The 25,462-nt window shown below is 61.6% G+C and carries 10 protein-coding genes and 2 pseudogenes; 7 read left to right on the forward strand and 5 right to left on the reverse strand.

The genetic code is table 11. The features are described 5' to 3' along the window. Nucleotides 1-68 precede the first annotated feature (68 nt). Nucleotides 69-173 (reverse strand): annotated as a pseudogene (locus AAEZ06_RS05845) (outer membrane lipoprotein carrier protein LolA); the annotation flags it as partial. A gap of 391 nt (nt 174-564) precedes the next feature. Continuing rightward, nucleotides 565-1,116, reverse strand: coding sequence for an RNA polymerase factor sigma-70 (locus AAEZ06_RS05850; RefSeq protein ID WP_133098807.1), 552 nt, complete (start codon nt 1,114-1,116; stop codon nt 565-567). A gap of 303 nt (nt 1,117-1,419) precedes the next feature. Between AAEZ06_RS05850 and AAEZ06_RS05855 the strand changes: the two genes are divergently transcribed. The 3 genes from AAEZ06_RS05855 (at nt 1,420) to AAEZ06_RS05865 (ending at nt 18,085) form a co-directional block, all read left to right on the forward strand. Continuing rightward, the gene (locus tag AAEZ06_RS05855; RefSeq protein WP_350613388.1) at nt 1,420-2,178 is read left to right on the forward strand and encodes a thioesterase II family protein; all 759 of its coding nucleotides are present in this window, start codon (nt 1,420-1,422) and stop codon (nt 2,176-2,178) included. A gap of 69 nt (nt 2,179-2,247) precedes the next feature. Next, nucleotides 2,248-15,204, forward strand: a complete 12,957-nt coding sequence (locus tag AAEZ06_RS05860) for a non-ribosomal peptide synthetase (RefSeq protein WP_350613390.1) — start codon at nt 2,248-2,250, stop codon at nt 15,202-15,204. A gap of 157 nt (nt 15,205-15,361) precedes the next feature. Continuing rightward, nucleotides 15,362-18,085 (forward strand): hypothetical protein, encoded by a 2,724-nt coding sequence (locus AAEZ06_RS05865; RefSeq protein WP_350613392.1) that lies wholly within the window; start codon nt 15,362-15,364, stop codon nt 18,083-18,085. 63 nt (nt 18,086-18,148) lie between these two features. Here the strand turns inward: AAEZ06_RS05865 and dsbG are convergent, their stop codons facing one another. From dsbG to dsbD, 3 genes are read right to left on the reverse strand one after another with little or no spacing between them, the layout of a single operon-like run. Continuing rightward, on the reverse strand, nt 18,149-18,910 hold the full coding sequence (gene dsbG / locus AAEZ06_RS05870; protein ID WP_149414697.1) for a thiol:disulfide interchange protein DsbG: 762 nt from the start codon (nt 18,908-18,910) through the stop codon (nt 18,149-18,151). Next, the gene (locus tag AAEZ06_RS05875) at nt 18,886-19,752 is read right to left on the reverse strand and encodes a TlpA disulfide reductase family protein (protein ID WP_149414698.1); all 867 of its coding nucleotides are present in this window, start codon (nt 19,750-19,752) and stop codon (nt 18,886-18,888) included. Before AAEZ06_RS05875 ends, dsbG begins: the two co-directional genes overlap by 25 nt. Then, nucleotides 19,752-21,482: a protein-disulfide reductase DsbD gene (dsbD, locus tag AAEZ06_RS05880; protein ID WP_149414699.1), complete on the reverse strand. Its 1,731-nt coding sequence runs from the start codon at nt 21,480-21,482 to the stop codon at nt 19,752-19,754. The genes AAEZ06_RS05875 and dsbD overlap by 1 nt, the downstream gene beginning before the upstream one ends. 171 nt (nt 21,483-21,653) lie before the next feature. On the opposite strand from dsbD, the gene AAEZ06_RS05885 reads away from it, so the two are divergent. The 4 genes and pseudogenes from AAEZ06_RS05885 (at nt 21,654) to AAEZ06_RS05900 (ending at nt 25,432) form a co-directional block, all read left to right on the forward strand. Further along, the gene (locus tag AAEZ06_RS05885) at nt 21,654-22,334 is read left to right on the forward strand and encodes a response regulator (RefSeq protein ID WP_149414700.1); all 681 of its coding nucleotides are present in this window, start codon (nt 21,654-21,656) and stop codon (nt 22,332-22,334) included. Continuing rightward, nucleotides 22,334-23,653, forward strand: coding sequence for an ATP-binding protein (locus tag AAEZ06_RS05890; RefSeq protein ID WP_149414701.1), 1,320 nt, complete (start codon nt 22,334-22,336; stop codon nt 23,651-23,653). Before AAEZ06_RS05885 ends, AAEZ06_RS05890 begins: the two co-directional genes overlap by 1 nt. 77 nt (nt 23,654-23,730) lie before the next feature. After that, a pseudogene (locus AAEZ06_RS05895) lies at nt 23,731-23,835 on the forward strand (N-acetylmuramoyl-L-alanine amidase); the annotation flags it as partial. 184 nt (nt 23,836-24,019) lie between these two features. Continuing rightward, complete coding sequence (locus AAEZ06_RS05900; RefSeq protein ID WP_350613396.1) at nt 24,020-25,432, forward strand: aspartate aminotransferase family protein; 1,413 nt, start codon at nt 24,020-24,022, stop codon at nt 25,430-25,432. The last annotated feature ends 30 nt before the right edge of the window (nt 25,433-25,462 follow it).

Raw genomic sequence — 25,462 nt, forward strand, 5'->3', positions numbered from 1 at the left:
AAGTAACCAAAGCGCTCCTGCCCTACCTCTCGGCGCAACACCTACGTTCGGCCTCTGGTTTTATGGGCAGGCAGATCAAGAGCCATCCGTTTTTCTGTAGGAGCGAGCTTGCTCGCGAAGAACCTGAGGGCGCCGCGTTCATCCAGGAAGCCCGTGTCATCGTTAACGACCATCGCGAGCAAGCTCGCTCCTACATTTTCACCACTCAGGTCGGCTACCAGGCCGCCGTGCTTTTGCTTTTGATCTTAGGCGCCCCGTTAAACCACGATGGCTGAACGCAGGCATTGATCCGTGGGTAAACCGGCAGGACGCCGGTTTAGCCGCGCTGGGCCAAGGATGGCCCATCGCGGCGGCCCACGGTGCAATGCCGCAGAGAAGGCATGCCGAGCCACAGCGAGGCACCAAGTGGTGGGGCAAGAGCGCTTTGGTTACTTTGCCGCTTTTGCAAAGTGACACGCCGTAAGGGCGTAACCCTAAGCCGCCCCGACCAAAATAACGGATATGCACCCAGCCCAGCCGAACCCAAACACATTGAACCGGTTCTTTCAGCTCCCCCAAGGGTTGTCAGACCCGCCGCGCAAACGTATCGCTATGAGTGCCCGAAACTTTGCGGCAATGCACCAGCGCATCGCGAATCATAAAGTTCACCAGCGTCGGCGAAACCCCCAGTTCCTTGGCGATGTCTTTTTGCGGCACCCCGTGCAGGCGGTACATCTCGAACGCGTAGCGAGTGCGCTTGGGCAGTTCGGTCAATGCGTCGGCGATGTTTTCCAGGGTGGAGAAATTGATGTGGGAGGTTTCCGGTGAAGCGCCGTGAATCACCACATTCAAACCTTCCTCTTCAGGCCCGGAGTATTTCAGTTCCAGGGCCTGTTTACGGTAGTGGTCGATGGCCAGGTTGCGCACGATCTGGAACAGGTAACTGAGTTGAGCCTTGAACGAAGAAGTGATCTGTGGCGCTGATTGCAGCCTGAAGTAGGCGTCTTGCACCACGTCTTCAGCACGGGAGCGGCAGCCGGTGATACGTGCTGCGATCTTGACCAGAATCAGCCGGTTGTCGACAAAGGCCTGGAGTAGCGGTGAGTCGCACCTGCTTGTGGATACTTGTTCCGTCATGGAAATCACCTTGCTGCAAATAAGGTTAGTGGAGGGCGTCCGTGCTGAGTCCTCCTACACATCGGGCAACAAATTATGCTTAATGATAATGATTGTCAAATGAGAAGACGAACTAATCCTGTGCCTTGTTGTGAGGTGTGAACCGCGTCTCGCTTGCCCCCCCGAGGACTAATTATTTGCAGGCGCCATCCGTTCTCATGGGTGACAGGCCAGTTAACAAACCGGCCAAGGATTAGCACCCGCAGGAGGACAAAATGGGTTCGTGTCTTGAGAACAGCGTGTTCCAGGTAGGGGTGGTCTGAAATGAGCACGCCGAGTCGATTGCGCCTGTTTTGCCTGCCTTATTCAGGCGCCAGCGCCATGGTCTACAGCCGCTGGCGCAGGGCATTGCCGGATTGGTTGCAGGTTTGTCCGCTGGAGCTGCCAGGTCGCGGCATGCGCATGGATGAGCCGTTGCAACGCGATATCAAGGCCCTGGCCGCGCAACTGGCCGATGAAATCAGCACCGAACTCGATGGCCCCTACGCCTTGTTTGGCCACAGCCTCGGCGGCCTGCTGGCGTTCGAGTTGGCCCATGCCCTGCGCATGCGTGGGTTGCCACAGCCGCTGGCGCTGTTTGCGTCCGGTACTGCTGGCCCGGCCCATCGCGATGTCAGCGAATACGCCGTCGAGAAAACCGACGAAGAACTGATCGCCCGCTTGCGTGAACTCAAGGGCACGGCAGAAGACGTCCTCGCCAACCACGAGCTGATGCAGTTGATGCTGCCGATCCTGCGGGCCGACTTTCTCCTCTGTGGCAGTTTCCAGTACGGCGAGCGCGAGCCGTTGTTGATGCCGATCCATGTGTTTGGCGGCAAACAGGACAGCGTGCGTGCCGAGCAACTGCTGGACTGGCAGGAAGACACCTCCACCGGTTTTTCCCTGGACATGTTCGACGGCCATCACTTCTTCCTCGTGCAGCAGCAAGACAGCGTGTTGCGCTGCCTCAGGCGTTATGCCGACGAACACTTGGCCCGCTGGCGCCATGGCGCGGCGCGGCATTTGGCCCAGGCGACCGGCTGAAAAAGCCATTGCCTCCCTGGCCACACATTCCCTCGATTTCCCCGTAAGCCGATTTCAGGCAGGAACCCCATGATGGACGCCTTCGAACTTCCTCGTACACTGGTCCAGTCCCTCCAGCATCGTGCCGCGCAGACCCCGGATCAACTGGCCCTGCGTTTTCTGGCCGAGTCCGCCGAGCAAAACGTCGTCCTCAGTTACCGCGACCTGGACCTGCGTGCCCGCACCATCGCCGCCGCCTTGCAGGCCACGGCGGGCCAGGGCGACCGTGCGGTGCTGTTGTTCCCCAGCGGTGCGGATTATGTCGCGGCGTTTTTCGGCTGCCTGTACGCTGGGGTGATCGCGGTGCCGGCCTATCCGCCGGAGTCCACACGTCGTCATCACCAGGAGCGGCTGCTGTCGATCATTGCTGACGCTGAGCCACGGTTGTTGCTGACCACCACGGGCCTGCGCGATTCGTTGGCGCAGATAAATGCAGCACCGTCGTTGCTGTGTGTCGATGATTTGGATAGCGGGATCGCTGACCGCTGGATCGCCCCGAACCTGGCAGGCGATGACATCGCCTTCCTGCAATACACCTCCGGCTCCACGGCGCTGCCCAAGGGCGTGCAAGTTACCCATGGCAACCTGATGGCCAACGAACTGCTGATTCGTCGCGGTTTTGGCATTGATCTCAATCCCGACGATGTGATCGTCAGTTGGCTGCCGCTGTATCACGACATGGGCCTGATTGGCGGCCTGCTGCAACCGATCTTCAGCGGTGTGCCCTGCGTGTTGATGTCGCCGGCCTATTTCCTCGGCCGGCCCTTGCGCTGGCTGGAAGCGATCAGCGAGTACGGCGGCACTATCAGTGGCGGGCCGGATTTTGCCTACCGCTTGTGCAGCGAGCGGGTCAGCGATTCGGCCCTGGAACGCCTGGACTTGAGCAAATGGCGTGTGGCCTATTCCGGCTCCGAGCCGATCCGCCTGGACACCCTGGAACGTTTCGCCGAGAAGTTCGCGCCCTGCGGTTTTACCCCGAATAATTTCTTCGCTTCCTATGGCCTGGCCGAAGCGACTCTGTTTGTCGCTGGCAGCACTCGTGGCCAAGGCATCCCGGCCTTGCGCCTGGACGAACAGGCGTTGGCCGCCAACCGCGCCGAGCCGGGGCCTGGCTGCGCGATCATGAGTTGCGGCACCAGCCAGCCCGAACACGCGGTGCTGATTGCCGACCCGCGTACCCTGGCGGAACTGGCCGACAATGCCGTCGGCGAAATCTGGGCCGCTGGCCCGAGCATTGCCCACGGCTACTGGCGCAACCCCGAGGCCACCGCCGAGACCTTCGTCCAGCACGCCGGCCGCACCTGGCTGCGTACCGGCGACCTGGGCTTTATCCGCGATGGCGAGGTGTTCATCACCGGTCGCTTGAAAGACCTGCTAATCGTGCGTGGCCACAACCTCTATCCCCAGGACATTGAACAAACCATCGAGCGCGAAGTGGAAGTGGTGCGCAAGGGCCGGGTCGCCGCTTTTGCGGTCAATGACCAGGGCCTGGAAGGCATCGGCATTGCCGCCGAAATCAGCCGTAGCGTGCAAAAAATCCTGGCGCCTGAAGCGCTGATCAAGGTCATCCGCCAAGCCGTGGCCGAGGCCTATCAGCAAGCGCCGTGCGTAGTGGTATTGCTCAACCCCGGCGCGTTGCCGAAAACCTCCAGCGGCAAAGTCCAGCGGTCCGCCTGCCGTAATCGTCTGGCCGATGGCAGCCTCGACAGCTACGCGCAGTTCCCGCAGTTCCCGCAGTTGCACGCGCAAACAAGCGATAGCGCCCGCCTGGAATCCGAGTTGCAAGGCCGCATTGCCGCCATCTGGTGCGAACAGTTACAGGTGGCTCAGGTTGGCGCCGACGATCACTTCTTCCTGCTGGGCGGCAACTCCATCAGCGCCACCCAGGTGGTCGCCCGCCTGCGGGAAAGCCTGGGCCTGGAATTGAACCTGCGCCTGCTGTTCGAAGCGCCGACCCTCGCCACCTTCGCTGCCAGTGTTGCGCAGTTGCAACAGGACGGCGGCGTGGCCCAAGGCTCGATCCATGCGTTGTCGCGCCAGGACGACCTGCCGCAATCTCTTGCGCAAAACCGCCTGTGGATCACCTGGCAACTGGACCCGCAGAGCAGCGCCTATACGATTCCCGGCGCCTTGCGCTTGCGCGGGGCGTTGGATGAAGACGCGGTACGCGCCAGCTTTCAGCAGTTGATCCAGCGCCACGAAGCCCTGCGCACGCGCTTCTTTGAACGTGACGGCCAGGCGTTCCAACGGGTCGACGCCACCACGGCTTTCGAGCTGCAAGTCATCGACCTCAGCGACCTGCCTGCCTTTGAGCGCGAAGCCCGCGCCCAGCAAATCCGCGAAGACGAAGCCCGTACCCAGTTCGATCTGGAGAAAGGTCCGCTGCTGTGGGTGACCTTGGTGCGCCTCGACGATGAAGACCACCAACTGCTGGTGACGATGCACCACATCATCGCTGACGGCTGGTCGCTCAACGTGCTGATCGACGAATTCTCACGCCTGTATGCTGCCGCGTCTCAGGGGCAAACCATCGAACTTCCGGTCCTGGCCTTGCAGTACGCCGACTACGGTAGCTGGCAGCGCCAATGGCTGGTCGAGGGCGAAGGTCAGCGGCAGTTGGCCTATTGGAAGGAACAGTTGGGCGACGAGCACCCGACCTTGAGCCTGGCCACAGATCATCCGCGCTCGGCCCAACAGCATCGCAGCGCATCACGCCACAGTGTGCGGTTGGGCGCGAGCCTGGGCGAAGCTATTCGCCAGACCGCCCAGGCCCATGAATCCACGCCGTTCATGCTGTTGCTGGCGGCATTCCAGAGCCTGCTGCACCGCTACAGCGGCCAGCGGGACATCCGCATCGGCGTGCCCAACGCCAACCGTGGGCGCCAGGAAACCCAAGGCCTGATCGGCTTCTTTATCAACACCCTTGTGCTGCGCGCCGAGCTGGACGCGCGTCTGCCGTTCAGCGAGCTGCTGGCGGCAACCCGTCATGCCGCCCTGGGCGCCCAGGCGCATCAGGAGCTGCCGTTCGAGCAACTGCTGGAAGTGTTCCCGCAAGCCCGCGAACAAGGTCTGTTCCAGGTCATGTTCAACCACCAGCAACGCGACCTCAGTGCCTTGCGCCGTTTACCTGGCCTGCTCGCCGAGGAACTGCCGTGGCACAGCCGCGAAGCCAAGTTCGACCTGCAACTGCACAGCGAAGAAGACCGCAACGGGCGCTTGAGCCTGTCCTTCGACTACGCCGATGAACTGTTCGATAGCGCCACGATCCAGCGGCTGGCCGAACACTTCGTCAACTTGCTGCAAGCGGTGTGCGAACAACCGCAACAGGCCATTGGTGACCTGACATTACTCAATGCCGACGAGCACGAGCAGCAACGCCAATGGAGTGAGGCGCCGTGCCTGCCAGCGCAACGCCTGCTACTGGAGCAACTCAACCAACACACTTCGGAGCGCACCGCGCTGGTGTGGCAGGACGCCAGCCTGACCTTTTCCCAGTTGCACACCCAGGCCAACCACCTTGCCCATTACCTGCGCGACAAAGGCGTCGGCCCCGACGTGTGTGTGGCGATTGCCGCCGAGCGCTCGCCGCAACTGCTGATCGGCCTGCTGGCGATCCTCAAGGCCGGCGGCGCCTACGTGCCGCTGGACCCGGATTACCCGGCCGAGCGCCTGGCGTACATGCTCAAGGACAGCGGCGTGCAACTGCTGCTCACGCAAACCCACTTGCTGGAACAACTGCCTGTGGCCGAGGGCGTCTGCGTCATCGCCATGGACAGCCTCAAGCTCGACAGCTGGCCGAGTCACGCGCCTGGCCTGCACCTCAATGGCGACAACCTCGCCTACGTGATCTACACCTCCGGCTCCACCGGCCAGCCCAAGTGCGTGGGCAACACCCATGCTGCCCTGGCCGAGCGTTTGCAGTGGATGCAGGCCACGTATCAACTCGACGAAACCGATGTACTGATGCAAAAGGCGCCCATCAGTTTCGACGTCTCGGTGTGGGAGTGTTTCTGGCCGTTGATCACCGGCTGCCGCCTGGTACTGGCCGGCCCCGGCGAGCATCGTGATCCTCATCGCATCGCGCAGTTGGTGCAGGAGCATGGCGTGACCACGCTGCACTTCGTGCCGCCGCTGTTGCAGCTGTTTGTCGATGAGCCGCAGGCGGGCGAATGCACCAGCTTGCGTCGGCTGTTCTCCGGTGGCGAAGCCTTGCCCGCGCAGCTGCGCAATCGGGTGTTGGCGCAATTGCCGGCGGTGCAACTGCATAACCGTTATGGCCCGACCGAAACTGCGATCAACGTCACCCACTGGCACTGCCGCGCCGAAGATGGTGAGCGTTCGCCGATTGGCCGGCCATTGGGCAATGTGATTTGCCGGGTACTGGATGACCAGCTCAATTCGCTGCCGGTGGGTGTGCCGGGTGAGTTGTGCATCGGCGGAGTGGGTCTGGCCCGTGGTTATCTCGGCCGTGCCGGGCTGACGGCAGAACGCTTTGTCGCCGACCCGTTGGGAGAAGAGGGCGCACGCCTGTACCGCACCGGTGACCGTGTGCGCTGGGGCACCGACGGCGTGCTGGAATACCTCGGTCGCTTGGATCAGCAGGTCAAGCTGCGCGGTTTTCGCGTTGAACCGGAAGAAATCGAGGCCCGCCTGCTGGCCTTGGGCGGCATCGCCCAGGCCGTGGTGCTGGTGCGGGAAACGGCTGGCGGTGCGCAGTTGATCGGCTACTACATGGCCAGCCAACCGCTGGATGAACAGGACGTGAAGGCAGCTTTGGCTGCCGAGTTGCCGGAATATATGGTCCCGGCGCAACTGATGCGCCTGGACGCCATGCCCCTAAGCCCCAGCGGTAAAGTCGACCGCCGTGCGTTGCCGCAACCCGTCTGGCAAGTGCGTGAGCACGTCGAGCCGCAAACACCGTTGGAACAGCAAATCGCCGCCATCTGGCGCGAAGTGCTGGGCCTGCCGCGTATCGGCCTGCTGGATGATTTCTTCGCATTGGGCGGCCATTCGCTGCTGGCCACGCAGATCATCTCCCGCACCCGCCAGGCCTGCGACGTCGAGCTGCCGTTGCGCACCTTGTTCGAAGCCAGTGAGCTGGGCGATTTCGCCGAACAAGTACGTTTGATCCAGGCCTCGGGGCAACGCAATCAACAGACAGCGATCACCAAAGTCGACCGCAGCCAGCCGGTACCGTTGTCCTATTCCCAGCAGCGCATGTGGTTCCTCTGGCAGATGGAGCCGGACAGCCCGGCCTACAACGTCGGCGGTATGGCGCGGCTGTGCGGGGTGCTGGATGTCGGGCGCTTCGAGGCAGCCTTGCAGGCCTTGATCATGCGTCACGAAACTCTGCGTACCACCTTTCCGAGCATCAATGGCGTGGCGCAGCAGAAAGTCGCGGCGCAAACCGACGTGCGCATGGACTGGCAGGATTTTTCCGTGCTGGATGAGCAAACCCGTCAGCAACGCTTGCAGCAATTGGCCGACGGCGAAGCCCACACGCCGTTCGATCTGGAAACCGGTCCGCTACTGCGCGCCTGTTTGGTCAAGGCCGGCGAGCAGGAACACTACCTGGTGCTGACCCTGCACCATATCGTCACCGAAGGCTGGGCCATGGACATCTTTGCCCGTGAACTCAGTGCGCTTTATGAAGCCTTTATCGACGAGCGCGAATCACCCCTGGAATCGCTGCCGGTGCAGTACCTGGATTACAGTGTGTGGCAGCGCCAGTGGCTGGAGTCCGGCGAGCGCCAACACCAGCTGGATTACTGGACCGCGCAATTGGGCACTGAACATCCGCTGTTGGAGCTGCCCAGCGACCGACCACGGCCGCCAGTGCAAAGTCATCAAGGCGAGCTGTACCGTTTCGACCTCAGTGATGACCTTGCCGCCCGCGTGCGCAGTTTCAACGCCGAGCGTGGCCTGACCCTGTTCATGACCATGACCGCCACCCTCGCCGTGTTGCTCTACCGCTACAGTGGCCAGACCGACCTGCGCATTGGCGCGCCGGTGGCCAACCGCATTCGTCCGGAAAGTGAAGGGCTGATCGGTGCGTTCCTCAACACTCAGGTGCTGCGTTGCCAACTCAATGGGCAGATGCGCGTCGGCGAGCTGTTCGAGCAAGTGCGCCACACTGTGATCGAAGGGCAATCCCACCAGGACTTGCCGTTCGACCATCTGGTGGAAGCCCTGCAACCTCCCCGCAGTGCGGCGTACAACCCGCTGTTCCAGGTGATGTGCAACGTGCAGCGCTGGGAGTTCCAGCAAAGTCGCCAACTGGCCGCAATGACCGTCGAGTACCTGGCCAACGACGCCCGCGCCACCAAGTTCGACCTCAACCTGGAAGTCACCGACCTCGACCATCGCCTGGGTTGCTGCCTGACCTACAGCACCGACCTGTTCGACGAGCCGCGCATTGCGCGCATGGCCGAGCATTGGCGTAACTTGCTGGAAGCCTTGATTGCCGCTCCTCAGCAGCGCCTGAGTGAGTTGGCGCTGCTGCAAGCCGATGAGCAACGCGCCCTGCAAGACAGCCTTGGTATTGAAGCCGGTGAACATCGCCTTGATCAATGTATTCACCACCTGTTCTGCGCACAGGCTCAGGCCCGCGGCGATGCGCCAGCGCTGACCTTTGCCGATCAAACCTTGAGCTACGCCGAGTTGGACGGCCGCGCCAATCGCCTGGCCTGGATGCTTCGCGAGCGCGGTGTCGGCCCGCAGGTGCGGGTTGGCCTGGCGCTGCCGCGTTCCCTGGAAATGGTCATCGGCCTGCTGGCGATTCTCAAGGCCGGCGGCGCCTATGTGCCTCTGGACCCGGAATACCCGCTGGACCGCCTGCACTACATGATCGAAGACAGCGGCATTGGCTTGTTGCTCAGTGATGCGCCGATGTTCGAAGCGCTAGGCGATCTGCCCGCCAGCGTCAGCCGCTGGTGCCTGGAAGATGACTTGCCGCAATTGGCCAATTACCCCGCCAGCGAATTGCCGTCCATCAGCCTTGCGCAACATCAGGCCTACTTGATCTACACCTCCGGCTCCACTGGTAAACCCAAGGGCGTGGTGGTGTCCCACGGTGAAATCGCCATGCATTGCCAGGCGGTTATCCAGCGTTTTGGCATGCGTGCGGATGACTGTGAACTGCACTTCTATTCCATCAACTTTGACGCCGCGACTGAGCGCCTGTTAGTGCCGTTACTCAGCGGGGCGCAGGTGGTGTTGCGCGCCCAGGGCCAGTGGGATGCCGAAGAAATCTGCGGGCTGATTCGCCAACATCGCATCAATATCCTTGGCTTTACCCCCAGCTACGGCAGCCAGTTGGCGCAATGGCTGGCCACGCAGAACCAGACGTTGCCGGTGCGCATGTGCATCACCGGCGGCGAAGCGCTGACCGGCGAGCATCTGCAACGCATCCGCGCTGCGTTCCAGCCGGCGCTATTTTTCAACGCCTATGGCCCGACTGAAACGGTGGTCATGCCGTTGGCCTGCCTCGCCCCGGAGCATCTGGAAGAGGGCGCTGGCAGCGTGCCGATCGGCAGCATTATCGGTGCGCGTGTAGCCTATATTTTTGACGCCGATCTGGCGTTGGTTCCCCAGGGCGCTACCGGCGAGTTGTACATCGGCGGTGCTGGTCTGGCACAGGGTTATCACCAGCGTGCGGGCATGACAGCCGAGCGCTTTGTCGCTGATCCGTTTGCCAGTGGTGGACGTCTTTACCGCACCGGCGACCTGGTGCGCCAACGCGCCGATGGCCTGGTGGAGTATCTGGGGCGTATCGACCATCAAGTGAAGATTCGAGGTTTTCGTATCGAACTGGGGGAAATCGAAAGCCGTCTGCTGGAACACCCAGCGGTGCGTGAAACCGTGGTGCTGGCCCTGGAGTCCCCAAGCGGCAAACACCTTGTGGCCTATCTGGTCAGTGATGAGGCGGATCACAGCGCCTTGCGCGAATCCCTCAAGGCTCACCTCAAGGCGCAACTGCCTGACTACATGGTGCCGACGCACCTGATGGTGCTGGGCAGCATGCCACTGACCGCCAACGGCAAGCTCGACCGCCGCGCCTTGCCGCAGCCGGACTCACAGGCCAATCGTCAACACTACGTGGCGCCGAGCAATGAGCTTGAGCTGACCCTGGCGGCGATCTGGTGCGCGGTGCTCAACGTGCAGCAGGTTGGGCTGCACGACAACTTCTTCGAGCTGGGCGGGGACTCGATCCTGTCGATCCAGGTAGTGAGCCGGGCGCGTCAGGCGGGGATTCATTTCAGCCCTCGCGATTTGTTCCAGCACCAGACCGTGCAGACCCTGGCAGCCGTCGCTACCCGATGCGAGCAGATCAGCGCCGAGCAAGGCGTGTTGACCGGCGCCTCTGGCTTGACGCCGATCCAGCATTGGTTTTTCGATACCGAGATCCCGGCCCGCCATCACTGGAACCAGGCGTTGCTGCTGGCGCCGGTGCAGGCCCTCGACCCCCATCGCCTGGAACAGGCGCTGCTGGCGGTGCTGGAACATCACGATGCCCTGCGCCTGAGCTTCACCCGGCGCGATGCTCAGTGGCACGCCGAACACTTGGCGGTGCCGGAAGGCGGCGTGCTGTGGCTGGCTCAAGTGCCGGGCATGGAACAGTGCGCTGTGCTGTTCGCCGACGCCCAGCGAAGCCTTGACCTGGAGCACGGCCCGCTGATACGCGCCTTGCTGGTGGATGGGCCGCTGGGCCAGCAACGCCTGCTGATCGCGATCCATCACCTGGTGGTGGATGGCGTGGCCTGGCGGGTGTTGCTGGAAGATCTGCAAAACGTCTATCGCCAACTGAGCGACGGCCAGTCCGTCAGCCTGCCGGCCAAGACCAGTGCGCTGCGCGACTGGGCGGCCCGTTTGCAGGCCTACGCCAGCAGCGAATCCCTGCGCGAAGAGTTGAACCTATGGCAGGAGCAGTTGGCCGGGCCGGCCGTTGAATTGCCAGTGGATCGCCCGCAAGGGTCGCTGCGCAACCGCGACGCCGAGACCATCAGCGTGCGCCTGGATGCCGAGCGCACCCGGCAATTGTTGCAACAGGCACCGAGCGCCTATCGCACCCAGGTCAACGACCTGTTACTGACGGCATTGGCCCGTGTGTTGTGCCGATGGAGCGGCCATGAATCGGCGCTGATCCAGCTGGAAGGTCACGGTCGTGAAACCCTGTTTGATGAAATCGACCTGACCCGCAGCGTTGGCTGGTTCACCAGCGCCTACCCCTTGCGCCTGACACCTGTGCAAATCGAAGAGGCCGCCGGACAGGGCGCCTCGATCAAGGCGATCAAGGAACAACTACGTGCAGTGCCGCATAAAGGACTGGGTTATGGCGTGCTGCGCTACCTGGCGGACGACCTGTGCCGCGAGGCCATGACCGCCTTGCCAACGGCGGCGATCACCTTCAACTACCTCGGCCAATTCGACCAGAGTTTTGATGGCGACGCGTTGTTCCTCCCGCTGGAGGAGTCTGTAGGCCCGGCCCATGATCCGGACGCGCCTTTGCCCAACGAGTTGAGCATCGACAGCCAGGTCTACGGCGGCGAGTTGGTGCTGCGCTGGACCTTCAGCCGCGAACGTCACGACAGCCAAACCATCAGCGAATTGGCAGATGCCTACCTCGCAGAGTTGCAGAGTTTGATCGAGCATTGCTTGCGGGACGATGCCGGCGGGCTCACACCGTCCGACTTCCCGCTGGCGCACCTGACCCAATCGCAACTCGATGCGCTGCCGGTGCCGGTCAGCGCTATTGAAGACGTCTACCCGCTGACGCCAATGCAGGAAGGCTTGCTGTTGCACACCCTGCTGGAGCCGGGCACCGGCCTCTACTACATGCAGGACCGTTACCGCATCAACAGCGAACTGAATCCCGAGCGCTTCGCCCTGGCCTGGCAGGCAGTGATTGCCCGTCATGAAGCCTTGCGCGCCTCGTTCTGCTGGAACGTTGGCGAAGATATGTTGCAGGTGATCCACAAACCGGGTCATACGCCCATCGAGTACCTGGACTGGAGCAATGATCCGCAAACTGAACAGGAGCCGCGCCTGCAAGCACTGCTCAAAAGCGAGCGCGAAGCTGGCTTTGATCTACTCAACCAGGCGCCTTTCCATCTGCGGCTGATCTGCGTCGGCGAGGCCCGTTACTGGTTCATGATGAGCAACCACCACATCCTGATCGATGCCTGGTGTCGCTCGTTGCTGATGAACGATTTCTTCGACATTTACACGGCGTTGGGCGAAGGCCGCGACGCGCAACTGGCAATGCCGCCGCGCTATCGCGACTACATCGCCTGGCTGCAACGCCAGAACCTGGCCGAGGCGCGCCAATGGTGGCAGCAGAACCTGCAAGGTTTTGAGCGCACCACGCCGATCCCCAGCGACCGGCCGTTCCTGCGCGAGCACGCGGGCCACAGCGGTGGCATGGTGGTGGGCGACTGCTACACCCGTCTTGAGGCACGGGACGGTGCGCAACTGCGGGAGTTGGCCCAGGCTCATCAACTGACCGTCAACACCTTCGCCCAGGCGGCATGGGCTTTGGTGCTGCGGCGCTTGAGCGGGGATCGCGACGTGCTGTTTGGCGTCACCGTGGCCGGGCGCCCGGTGGACATGCCGCAGATGCAGCGCACCGTCGGCCTGTTTATCAACAGCATCGCCCTGCGGGTCAAGTTGCCCGAGGACGACCAGCCGTGCAGCGTGCGTCAATGGCTCAGCGGTTTGCTCGACAGCAATATGCAGCTGCGTGAGTACGAATACCTGCCGCTGGTAACGATCCAGGAACACAGCGAATTGCCCAAGGGCCAGCCGCTGTTCGACAGCCTGTTCGTGTTTGAAAACGCCCCGGTGGAAGTCTCGGTGCTGGACCGTGCGCAAAGCTTGAATGCCACCTCGGATTCGGGTCGTACCCACACTAACTTTCCGCTGACGGCTGTGTGCTATCCGGGTGATGACCTGGGACTGCATTTGTCCTATGACCAGCGCTATTTCGACGAAACCACGGTGCAAGACATGCTCGGCGAGTTCAAGCGCCTGATGCTGGCGCTGGTGCAGGGTTTCCATGGCGACATGGCCGACCTGCCGCTGATCGGCGAACAGGAGCGCGAGTTCCTGGTAGAGGGGTGTAACCAGAGTGAGCACGACTACCCGCTGGAGCGCAGCTATGTCGAGCTGTTCGAGGCGCAGGTGGCGCAGCACCCACAGCGCATCGCCGCCAGTTGCCTGGGTCAACAATGGAGTTACGCCGAGCTGAACCGGCGCAGTAACCGCCTGGGTCATGCGCTGATTGTGGCGGGTGTCGGGCTGGATCAACCGGTGGCGTTACTGGCCGAACGTAACCTCGATTTGCTGGGCATGATCATTGGTAGCTTCAAGGCTGGCGCCGGTTACCTGCCGCTGGACCCGGGGCTGCCGAGCCAGCGTCTGAGCCGGATCATCGACTTGAGCCGCACGCCGCTGCTGGTGTGCACTGAGGCTTGCCGTGAACAGGCGCTGGTGTTGTTGGAGGAGTTTGCCTGCGTCGGGCGGCCGAAGTTGCTGGTTTGGGAGGACGTGCTTGGGTCAGAGGACAATCCCGGGGTCTACAGTGCCCCGGATAACCTTGCGTATGTGATCTACACCTCAGGGTCGACCGGACTGCCGAAGGGCGTGATGGTCGAGCAGCGCGGCATGCTCAATAACCAGTTGAGCAAGGTGCCGTATCTGCATCTGACTGAGGCCGATGTAATCGCGCAAACGGCCTCGCAAAGCTTCGATATCTCGGTCTGGCAGTTCCTTGCGGCACCGTTGTTTGGCGCGCGGGTGGATATCGTGCCGAATACCATTGCCCATGACCCGCAAGGGCTGCTGGCCCATGTTCAGGCTCAGGGCATCACGGTGCTGGAAAGCGTGCCGTCGCTGATCCAGGGCATGCTCGCCCAGGAGCGCATGAGCCTGGACGGTTTGCGCTGGATGCTGCCCACCGGCGAGGCGATGCAGCCTGAATTGGCCCACCAATGGCTGCTGCGTTACCCGGATATCGGGCTGGTCAACGCCTATGGACCGGCGGAATGTTCGGATGACGTGGCGTTCTTTTGCGTCGACCTGGCTTCGACCCGTGGCACGTATCTGCCGATCGGTACACCGACCGACAACAACCGCTTGTACCTGTTGGACGGCGCACTGGAGTTGGTGCCCCAAGGCGCCGTCGGTGAGTTGTGTGTGGCTGGCACCGGTGTAGGTCGCGGCTATGTCAGCGATCCATTGCGCACTGCTCAAGTGTTTGTGCCGAACCCGTTTGGTGCGGCTGGCGAGCGGTTGTATCGCACCGGCGACCTGGCGCGGCGGCGCAGTGACGGCGTGCTGGAATACGTCGGGCGCATCGACCATCAAGTGAAGATTCGTGGTTACCGTATCGAACTGGGCGAAATCGAAGCCCGTCTGCACGAGCAACCAGAAGTCCGCGACGCCGCCGTTGGCGTGCAGCAAGGCGTTAACGGTAAGTATCTGGTGGGTTATCTGGTGGCAACCGACGCGGCTCTCAATTCCAATGAGCGCCTGGACCGTATCAAGCAACGCCTGCGGGCCGAGCTGCCGGAATACATGGTGCCGCTGCATTGGTTATGGCTGGACCGTCTGCCACTCAATGCCAACGGCAAACTCGACCGCAAGGCCTTGCCAGCCCTGGAAATCGGCCAGTTGCACAGCCAGGACTACCTGGCGCCGCGCAACGAACTTGAGCAAACCCTGGCGGATATCTGGGCCCAGGTGCTGAACGTCGAGCAGGTCGGGGTGCAGGACAACTTCTTCGAGCTGGGCGGGCATTCGCTGCTGGCGACGCAAATTGCCTCGCGGGTGCAGAAGGCCCTGCAACGGGATGTGCCGTTGCGGGCAATGTTCGAATGCAGCACGGTGGAGGCGTTGGCGAGGTACATCGATGGGCTGGCGGCCAATGACATCAGTACCGAGAAGGTGGGTCGGTTGAGTGATTTGATGGCGCAGTTGGAGGGGCTTTAAGGTGCTGCGGGCGCTCATCCAGGGTGATGAGCGGGTGAGCGTCCGTTGGTCGGAAAGCTGTTTTTTGCCGATCAGAACTGTCAATTCTGACAGTAGGCAGGGCCTGCGTTCCAAGCGTTAGATAGCCGTAGTCTGCCGGCCTCTCTGATCGAGGCCGATGGTTATCTATCCCGGGACAGGAGGTCTCGTCATGGTTAAAAAAATATCCCCTAAAACTGCTCAGTCGCTTGATACAACAACCGCTGCGGTACAACCTTTCGATGTCATCCGCGAGTTACCCTACGCGACGATTCAGTACGCAGCCAATAACAGCGTGCTGTATCCAATCGACGCAATCGATGGCACCTCGGCAACTATTGCCTTTGCGGGCATGGGCGCTACACCGATTACTTTGTATTGGGCAATCAAGGGCCAGGATGAACCTGCCTTTGAGCCCATCGTGCAGGTTGGCAGCACCAGCTGCAGTATTGAAATGCCCATCCCCTGGCAACACGTAAGTACCTGCATCGGTCACACGGTATTGATCTGGTACACGGCCACCGTTGCCGGGCGACTCCAGGAGTCGCTGGTCCTGGAGTTGGAAATTCAGGACATCAGGGAAGTGGATCTACGCGAGTCATTGCCGGTGTTTGAGCACGCCAAGCGCAATAGCCCTACAGATCCCACTGTCGTGCTGGATATGCACACTTTTAAGGGCGATGAAACCATCCGGATCAAGGCATGGCCGATGATTCAGGCTGGGCAGCGCCTGTTTGTCACCGTCGCGGGTGACCAGCACCAGGTGCCGTATCAATTTATCTGGGTGGCCTTTGACCATCTAGTGAAGGCCGCTGAAGCAGATACTGATCATATTTTCGAGTTCGGGTTGTCCCGTGGCTGGATGTCGAGACGGCAGGACTACTCGGCTCTGACTGCGCACTTGGGAGTCATTTGGGACGGCACTGAGCCGGTGCTGCCGGCGCAGGATGATCCGGTCCATGAGAACCCGCTGCCTATTAATGCTCAGGACTTTCACCTGCGTACCTCCACGCTGTTGCGAGTGGACCCTGCGCTGGACTTGCCGCCACCGCACCTTAAAGAATCGGTGGATTGCGGTGCCGATGGTTGGCTGGTGAGCCCGGTCAACACCGTAGACGGTGCGCATCTCGTCATTGCTTACGAGGGCATGCATGCCGGGGATGTCGTTTGCCCCGCGTTTGTTGGCACCCCGGGGCTGGGTTCGCCTGTCCTTGAGTGCCGCACCGTACAGGAAGGTGAAGCCAGCCTTGAGTTTCGGGTACCGCCTTCGGCTATCAGTGCCAATTTTGGGTTGCCGGTCACGCTGACCTATAGCGTCAGCCACAGCGGTACCGGTCCGTGGCAATCACCGCCACGGGAAGTAAAGATCCTGGATATCACCAGGCTGCCGACTCCGGCAGTCGAGCAGGCAACCGCAAGCACGTTGGACCTCAATACCTTTTCCGGTGATGCCGATTGCACGGTCATTCCCTGGCCTTATATCGTGGTAGGGCAGCCTTGCTGGCTGTGGGTGACAGGTGAATTGGAAGATGGCACTGCCTACAGCTTCCAGGTGCTGGAGGGCGAGCCGGTTACCGCAGAATGGCTGGCCAGTGGTGTTAACACTCCGTTGCCCCGCAGCGAGCTGCAAAAGCTGGCGGATTGCAGATCTTTCGAAGTGCATTTTTCCGTGAATTTCAATGGTCAGTCCGATAAGGCCAGTGCAAAGAAATTCCCGGCATTAACCCTGGGTATCGTCCAGGAAGACCTGGTACTCAAGGCGCCTACGGTGCGGGAAGCGGTGGGCTCGCAGTTGACGGTGTACAACGGCCGGGACGGTGTGACGGTACGGGTGGAGTACGAGCGCATCAGCCCTCATCACACGATCAGTGTGCGCTGGATCAAACCGAATGGTGAGATCCTGCCGTTGGCTTCCAAGCCGGGTAATAGTGACCCAGGTTACGTAGACTTCCCAATTCCCCGTGAGGCGGTGATTGGTGGCATCGGTAAAACGATCTTGATTAACTATACCGTCACCAGCGCCTGTAAGTTGGCGCCTTCCAAGACCCTTGCGTTGCAGATCAGTGTGCCGGTGCGCTTGCCCACGCCTGTGGTGCCGCAGGCGACTAACCGCATATTGGATTTGCGCACCTTCCCCGGGAACGCCAACATTACCGTGGAACCATGGTGGTTTATCTTGCCCGGGCAATGCGTCTGGTTGCGGGGTGTCGGGACGTTGAAAAGTGGAGGCTCCTACACGATCAATGTGTATTTGGGCAAAATCGTGATTGCCGCCGAAGTGAGTACAGGGCTGGCGGATATTTTGAGTCGGGCCCAACTTGATCTACTGGCAGATGGCAGCCTTCTGGCCTTTACCTGCAAAGTGACGGCTGATGGCAGCACTAATGAGAGTGCCGCAGTGGTATTTCCGGTATTGCAACTGACAGTGCGCTCGCCTCTCGATGACTTCACCCCGTTTACTGGCAATAACTGGAACAACTGGCGTGCCGGGCCAGCAGCCCTTGGTGAGATGAGGTACGCCACGTTCTTTGGCAAAACCTGCGTGGCCAACGGCACTGCCAGTACTGCTAGTGTGGGCGTCGTCCTTTATAAAGACTTCACGGGGCTTCAGGTCGGCGCAAGTTATGAGTTCAGCATTCTCGCATGCACATACAATGGCGCTGCTCCAATGCCAAGGTTGTCGCTGAGGACCAGCTCCGGGGTTGTTACGGGGGTCACGACCTTTTACAGCATGGGGTGGACACCGCTGAAGGGGACGTTTGTTGCAAGCGCGACATCAATGCGGCTGGAGATCTGGAGTCATGAGCCGTCAGGCATATCCGGCAACGACTATGCGATCACTGATATCCGAGTGCGTGGATAGTCGAAAGGCTGTTTTACTCTGAGAAATGCTCCTGCCTTTGGCAGGAGCATTTTCTTTTTCAAGTTACTTCGTCCCCAGAATCTTCACCAACTTATCCGGCGACGGCGCCCCTTGCTGTTGCTGCAACTGGCCCTTGTCATCCAGATAGAAAATCGCCGGCGTCGCCGACAACTCCAACTCTTGCATCAATTGCATATTGGCATCGAGCTTGGCCTGGATCTCGGCAGGAATCTTGTCCAGCGCCTTGAGCTTGCTGCCTTTGCCGGCGGTTTCATGTTCTTGCAGGGCTTTTTGCGTGTCCTTGCTGGCCAGCAGCGCCGCCGACTTGCCCGGGCTGTCTTCGCGAATAATCCCGACCATAATGTGCCGCAACTGCACCTTGCCTGCCTTCACCCACGGCCGTGCCTGTTCCCAGAACATGTTGCAGTACGGGCAGTTGGGGTCGCTGAACAGGTAGACGGTGCGCGGGGCATCCTTGTTGCCGTCCTGGATCCAGCTGCTCTGTTCCATCTTGGCCCAGACTTCCTTGGCCATCGGTGCGTACACCAGCTTTTCCAGGGGCGCGGTGCTCAGGTCGTTGCCGCCTTCGTCATACAGGTTGCCGGCGATCACGTGTTTACCGTCGGCGGTGAGGTACAGCGCCATGCCACGGTTCTGGTATTGCGCGGCGTAGCCCTTGAGGCCGCTCGGCGCGTCGAAGCTGCCGACGATCTTGGCGCCCTTGGCTTCGATTTGCTTGATGGGCGCCGGCCACTCTTCGGCGTGGGCCAGGGTGGCGGCGAGGGTCAGGGGCAGCAGGGTCAGCAGGTGGCGGAAGCGGGGCATAGAGGTTTCCTTGTTGGGGCCGGCTTGGCGGAGGTGGCGTCGGTCTCAAAGTGTTCCATGGCGCGGGCCAGGCTGGCCTGGGACAGTTCGCCCAGGTGACTGTTGATCAGGCGTCCGTCGGGTTGATAAAACAGCGTGGTCGGCAAGGCCATGGAGCCTACGGCCTGGCCGAGGCGGCCACTGGCGTCGAACAGTACGTTGTCCAGGTTCAGGCCCTGGGTGGCCAGGTAGGTGATGACGCTTTGCATGCTTTCGGCCTGGTTGACGAACAGAAAGGTCACGTCAGGCCGTTGTTTCTGGGCGTTTTCCAGCACGGGCATTTCCCGTCGGCACGGCGGGCACCAGGTGGCCCAGAGGTTGATCACCAGTGGCCCGCCCTGATAGTCGGCCAGTTGCACGGTTTCACCATTGGCGTTGCGCAGGCTGATGTCCGGCAGGCGCGTGCCTTTTTCATAGATGTTCAGGGAGAAGCTGGTCAGCGCCCAGAATGCGAGCCCGGTGATCACCCCGGCGCTCAACGGTTTGCGCAGGGCCGGGCGACGCCAGCCCCACAGCAGCGCACCGAGCACCAGCACGATACCCCCCGGCCAGGCGAGAAAGCCGCCGTCGCGCAGGTCGATGATTTGCAGCGGGTCGTCACGGTAGTACGCCCAGTACATCAGCACAAAGCTGATGCGTGCGCTCAACATACCCAGCAGGAACAGGCTGAACAGTACCGATTCCGGGTTCTCGCCACCGCGCTTGGCCACACGCCAGCCCACCAGTGTGGCGAGGATCAGCGCACTGATCAGCAACAGATGGTTCAATGCGATGGCAAAGGTGCCGATGGTGAAGGTCAGCATCAGAGGGCGTCCCGGGTCTGGGTCCAGCGTTGCAGGAAGGTCTCGGCGTTCACTTCACCAGTGATGCGCTGGCTGCGGCGCTCCTCACCGTCGGGGGCGATCCAGACGAAGCTCGGTGGCCCCGGCACCTTGTAGCGCCCCAGCAGTTCGCGGCTGGCGGCGTTGTCGGCGGTGACGTCCAGGCGCAGCAGGCGCACGTCCTTGAGGGCGGTCAGCACTTCGGGTTTGCCGAATACCTGTTTTTCCATGATCTTGCACGACACGCACCAGTCGGCGTAGTAGTCCAGCAGCACCCATTGGCCCTGGGCCTTGGCGCTGTCCAGTTGGCTTTGCAGTGCGGTCGGGTTGTTGATTGTGGTGAAGGCGTCATGGGCCGTCGGTGCGCTGGCGCCCCGCGAACCGCTGTAGACCTTCAGTGGTTGCCACAGGTCATCGCTGCCTCCGGCCGCGCCCACCACCAACATGCCACCCCATAGCCCCAGCACCAGTGAGCCGGCGCCCAGGACCATGGAGACACGTCCGTAATCGCGGGCCAGCCGCCAGCCGCAGTAGGCCATGACCAGCGCCAGCACACCCCACAAACCAAGCCACAGGGTTTCACCTACCACCGGCCGGATCATCAGCACCGCCGTGGCGAGGAACAGGAAGCCGAAGATGCCCTTGAGCACGTTCATCCAGGTGCCGGGTTTGGGCAGGAAGCGATTGCCCACGGTCACCAGCAACAACAGCGGTATACCGATGCCGATGCCCATGGCAAACAGAATCAAGCCGCCGTGCAGGGCGTTGCCGCTCTGGGCGATATACAGCAGGGCGCCAGCCAGGGGCGCGGTCATGCACGGGCCCACCAGCAGGCCGGACAAGGCGCCCAGCACCCCGGCACCGATCAGGCTGCCGCCGTTTTGCTTACGGCTGGCGTTATCCAGGCGATCACGCAGGAACGCCGGCAATTGCAGCTCGAAGAAACCGAACATCGGTAGGGCCAGGATCACAAACAGCGCGGCGAAGCTGCCGAGGATCCACGGTGTTTGCAACAAGGCGGCCAGGTTGGCGCCCAACAGGGCGGCCAGCACGCCCAGCGCGGCATAGATCAGCGCCATGCACACCACGTAGCTGGTGGCCATGGCAAACCCGCGCCGCGGGCTGGCGCCGCTGCCGACTACCAGCCCGGCGAGGATCGGCAGCATCGGCAAGGAGCAGGGGGCGAAGGCCAGCAACAGGCCCAGGCCGAAGAACACCAGCAGGCTCCAGCCCAGGCTGCGTTGTTGCAGCCCGCTGGCCAGGCTCTGGTCCTGGGCTTCACTGGTGGCAGCGACGGCGGGGTTGCCGCCCAGGTCGACGGTGAGCGATTGCGGCGGGTAGCACAGGCCGGCATCGGCGCAGCCTTGCCAGCCGAGCTTGACCTGGCCGGTAGCGCCTGCCGGAATCTTCACTTCAAGGCCCTGGCGATAGACTTGCTGCTCACCGAAGAACTCGTCACTGTGGGATTCGCCTTCCGGCAACACCGGCTTTTCGGCCAGGCCGTCGAACTTCATGCGCTGCTGGTACAGGTAATAACCGTCGGCAATCTGCCAATACAACTGGGTTTCGCCGGAAGCCAGGCGTTCAGAGGTAAAGGTGAAGGCTTTGCCCACCGGGAGGAAATCGGGTTTGGTCTCGAAAGGATTGTTACCAGGTGCGGCCTGGGCGAATCCAGCGAACAATACCAGCAGGAAGATAAACAAATGCCGCATGGTCAAGCCTTAGTTCGATGCAAGAGGGCACACAATGTGTGGTGTTGATTAACCGATGATTAACCGGGGTTATTCTAAGGTGTACGGATTTTCTGATGCTGCCCTTATCAAGGGCATAATGCGCGCTTAATCCGCCGGTCTTCTAATCACTATTTTTGCAAAGGGCTCACCATGCATGTACTGGTCTGTGAAGACGATGAGCTGATCGCCAGTGGCATTGTTGCCGGCCTCAGCGCCCAGGGCCTGACGGTCGAGCGCGTCGGCACCGCCGCCGCTGCCCGGGCGATGCTCAAGGTGGCTGAATTTGACGTGATGGTACTCGACCTCGGCCTGCCGGATGAAGACGGCCTGAAACTGTTGCAGCAACTGCGTAGCCAGGGCCTGGAAATTCCGGTGTTGATCCTCACGGCGCGGGACTCGGTGACCAATCGCGTCGATGGCCTGCAGGCCGGTGCCGACGATTACCTGCTTAAGCCGTTCGACCTGCGCGAGCTTGCAGCACGCCTGCACACCTTGTTGCGACGGGTCGCCGGGCGCAGCGTCAACCTGATCGAACATGGCCGCCTGAGCTACAACCCCAGCAGCCGAGAAACCCTGCTCGGCGGCCAGCCGGTGGACCTGTCCCGCCGTGAGCAAGCGCTGTTGCAGGCCTTGCTGCAAAACCCTGGCCGGGTGCTGTCCAGCGAGCAGCTCAAAGACAGCGTCTACGGGCTTAATGATGAACTGGAAAGCAACGCCTTGAACGTGCATATCCACCACCTGCGGCGCAAATTGGGCAATGGCATCGTCGAGACCGTGCGCGGCCTGGGCTATCGCTTGGGCCCGGCTAATGGTGGAGAGGACGCTTCGTGATGAGCTTGCGCCTGCGGCTGACCTTCAAGCTGGGCGCCGCCTTTGTGCTGATCTGGGCCCTGGCAGCGGCCTGGATGCTCAACGACCTGCGCAACCAGATGATGTTCTCCCTGGATCAGCGGCTGGTGGCCTCGGCGCGCATGGTGGCGGGGTTGATGGAACAATTGCCGGAACTCGCGAGCAAGGGTGAGGGCACACATCTGAGCGCCGAGCAACTGAATGTTCCTGGCGGCATGGCGTGCCAGGTCAGTTCCTTGCGCGGGGAAATTCTGGCCCGCAGCCACACCACGCCTGATCAGGGCCTGGAGTCCCAGAAGAGCGGCTTTCGCGATCAGATGATTGACGGCACGGTCTGGCGCAGTTTCACCCTGGCTCGTGGAGATTTATTTATCACCACCGCCGACCGTCAAGTGGAGCGCGAAGCCTTGAACATGTCGATCCTGCTGGCGGCGTCGGTGCCCGTCGGCGTGGCGCTGCTGGGCTGCCTGTGCCTGTTGTGGCTGGGCATCGGCCAGAGTCTGCTGCCGCTCAACCGTATGCGCGACGCCTTGATGCGCCGCAGCGCCGATTCCCTGGAACCGTTGCAGATTCATCCGCTGCCCAGCGAGCTCAAACCTCTGCTCGACACCCAAAACCTGCTGTTGCAGCGCATCGCCAAGACCATCGAGCGCGAGCGGCGCCTGACCGGCGACGCCGCCCACGAACTGCGCAGCCCGCTGACGGCGATCAAGACCCACCTGCAAGTGGCGCGCATGACCGACGGTGCGGCCCGCGACCAGTCCCTGGCCCACGCCGAGGAGGGCGCCGACCGTCTGCACCACACCCTTGAGCAATTGCTGTTGCTGGCGCGTGTCGAGGGCAGCCTGTCATTTGACGACGGTTTGCAGTCGAGTGCCGAGCAAGTGGCGCGTCTGGCGATTCAGGACGCCAATGCCGGGGACAATCGGCGGATCGACCTGATCCTGCCGGACAATGTGTCCGAGGCCCCGGTGGAAATGCCGGTGGGCCTGGCCGTTGCCGCCTTGCGCAACTTGCTGGATAACGCCTTGCGCCATACGCCGGCAGATACGCGGGTGGAGCTGAGCGTATTTACCGCCGCCGACAGTGTGGTGTTCCGCGTGCGCGACCATGGAGCGCCGATTTCCAGTGAAGACTTGCAACACTTGACCCAACGCTTCTGGCGCAACGGCAACAGCGCCGGTTGTGGCCTGGGGCTGGCGATTGTGCAGGCTATCGTGCAGCGCTGCTCTTGCTCGCTGAAGTTCGACAGCCAGGCTGATGGCCTGCGCGTCGACCTGGGGATGCCGCTGCGGCGCTGACAGCTGCTTTTCAAAAAGCCACACACCAAAAATAGTTACCGCCATTTTCCGACCCCGTTCGGTTCTAGCGACATCCTCGGGCGTTCCAGATGCACTTTTGGCCCACCGATTATTGCGGGCGGATGGACACTGAAACCTGCGCGATTCTTTATGCGTTGAATGAAAAATACACGGGCAGTTGAGGAAAATTCTCACATTTCTGTAGGTGTCTAGTTCTTTAGCGGTGGGTTTTAACGCTGCGGGTGTAAATCCTCTCCTTGTTGATGCGTTTCCAGAACAGGAAATCCGTGCGCATGCCCTCCTGGGGTCTGGCGCTGACGGGTTGGCAGTTTGGTCACCATCATCAGCGTATTGAGGGGTCGAGAGATGTCAGTCGCTACCAGCCGTACTGAAGATTTGCAGGTGTGTGTCAGCCCACAGCCTGCGGAAATGCTCTATCAGTTCGATGATTCACCGCTGTTGGCCCGCCAGCGCCAGCAGGAGTCCAACGCCCGTAGTTATCCTAGACGCATTCCCCTGGCCCTCAAGCGGGCGCGGGGGATTTATGTCGAAGACGTCGAAGGTCGTAGTTTCATTGACTGCCTGGCCGGTGCAGGCACCCTGGCGCTGGGTCACAACCATCCGGTGGTAATCGAGGCGATCCAGCAGGTGCTGATCGATGAATTGCCCTTGCACACCCTGGACCTGACCACGCCGGTCAAGGACCAGTTTGTCCAGGACCTGTTCGGGCTGCTGCCGGCGGAGTTGGCGCGGGAAGCGAAGATTCAATTCTGCGGCCCGACCGGCACCGATGCGGTGGAGGCCGCGCTGAAACTGGTACGCACGGCTACCGGCCGCAGCACGGTGTTGTCGTTCCAGGGCGGTTATCACGGCATGAGCCAGGGCGCGCTGAGCCTGATGGGTAGCCTGGGGCCCAAAAAGCCCCTCGGCGCCTTGCTGGCTAATGGTGTGCAGTTCTTGCCGTTTCCCTATGACTATCGCTGTCCGTTCGGTTTGGGTGGTGCGCAAGGGGTCAAGGTCAACCTGCACTATCTGGAAAACCTGCTCAACGACCCGGAAGCAGGTGTGTTGCTGCCAGCGGCGGTGATCGTCGAAGTGGTCCAGGGCGAGGGCGGCGTGATCCCGGCGGATCTCGACTGGCTGCGCGGCCTGCGGCGGATTACCGAACAGGCCGGTGTGGCCTTGATCGTCGATGAAATTCAGAGCGGTTTCGGTCGTACCGGCAAGATGTTTGCTTTCGAACATGCGGGCATTATTCCGGATGTGGTGGTGCTGTCCAAGGCCATCGGTGGCAGTTTGCCGCTGGCGGTGGTGGTCTATCGCGATTGGCTCGACACCTGGCTGCCGGGGGCCCACGCCGGGACCTTCCGCGGCAATCAGATGGCCATGGCCGCAGGTTCGGCGGTGATGCGCTACCTCAAGGAACACAACATTCCCGCTCATGCAGCGGCCATGGGCGAGCGCCTCGGTGAGCATCTGCGCATCCTGCAGTGCGACTTCCCTCACATGGGCGATATTCGCGGCCGTGGCCTGATGCTTGGCGTGGAACTGGTGGACCCGAACGGCACGCCGGATACCCAGGGGCATCCGCCCGCTCATCGGCAATTGGCGCCGCTGGTGCAGCGTGAATGCCTCAAGCGTGGGTTGATCCTTGAGCTGGGCGGGCGCCATGGCAGCGTGGTGCGCTTCCTGCCGCCGCTGGTCATCACGGCCTCGGAAATCGACCGGGTGGCGGAAATTTTTGGCCGTGCCCTGAAGGCAGCGGTGGCCAGCCTCTAATTTTTCCAGACGGCGGTACGTTTCTACTAC

This window comes from Pseudomonas sp. HY7a-MNA-CIBAN-0227 (assembly GCF_040310325.1).
Taxonomy (GTDB): domain Bacteria; phylum Pseudomonadota; class Gammaproteobacteria; order Pseudomonadales; family Pseudomonadaceae; genus Aquipseudomonas.

Coding starts and splice junctions, on each gene's coding strand:
- AAEZ06_RS05890 (WP_149414701.1), top strand. CDS start 22,334: ATGAGCTTGCGCCTGCGGCTGACCTTCAAGCTGGGCGCCGCCTTTGTG.
- AAEZ06_RS05900 (WP_350613396.1), top strand. CDS start 24,020: ATGTCAGTCGCTACCAGCCGTACTGAAGATTTGCAGGTGTGTGTCAGC.
- AAEZ06_RS05850 (WP_133098807.1), bottom strand. CDS start 1,116: ATGACGGAACAAGTATCCACAAGCAGGTGCGACTCACCGCTACTCCAG.
- AAEZ06_RS05855 (WP_350613388.1), top strand. CDS start 1,420: ATGAGCACGCCGAGTCGATTGCGCCTGTTTTGCCTGCCTTATTCAGGC.
- dsbG (WP_149414697.1), bottom strand. CDS start 18,910: ATGCCCCGCTTCCGCCACCTGCTGACCCTGCTGCCCCTGACCCTCGCC.
- AAEZ06_RS05865 (WP_350613392.1), top strand. CDS start 15,362: ATGGTTATCTATCCCGGGACAGGAGGTCTCGTCATGGTTAAAAAAATA.
- AAEZ06_RS05875 (WP_149414698.1), bottom strand. CDS start 19,752: ATGCTGACCTTCACCATCGGCACCTTTGCCATCGCATTGAACCATCTG.
- dsbD (WP_149414699.1), bottom strand. CDS start 21,482: ATGCGGCATTTGTTTATCTTCCTGCTGGTATTGTTCGCTGGATTCGCC.
- AAEZ06_RS05885 (WP_149414700.1), top strand. CDS start 21,654: ATGCATGTACTGGTCTGTGAAGACGATGAGCTGATCGCCAGTGGCATT.
- AAEZ06_RS05860 (WP_350613390.1), top strand. CDS start 2,248: ATGATGGACGCCTTCGAACTTCCTCGTACACTGGTCCAGTCCCTCCAG.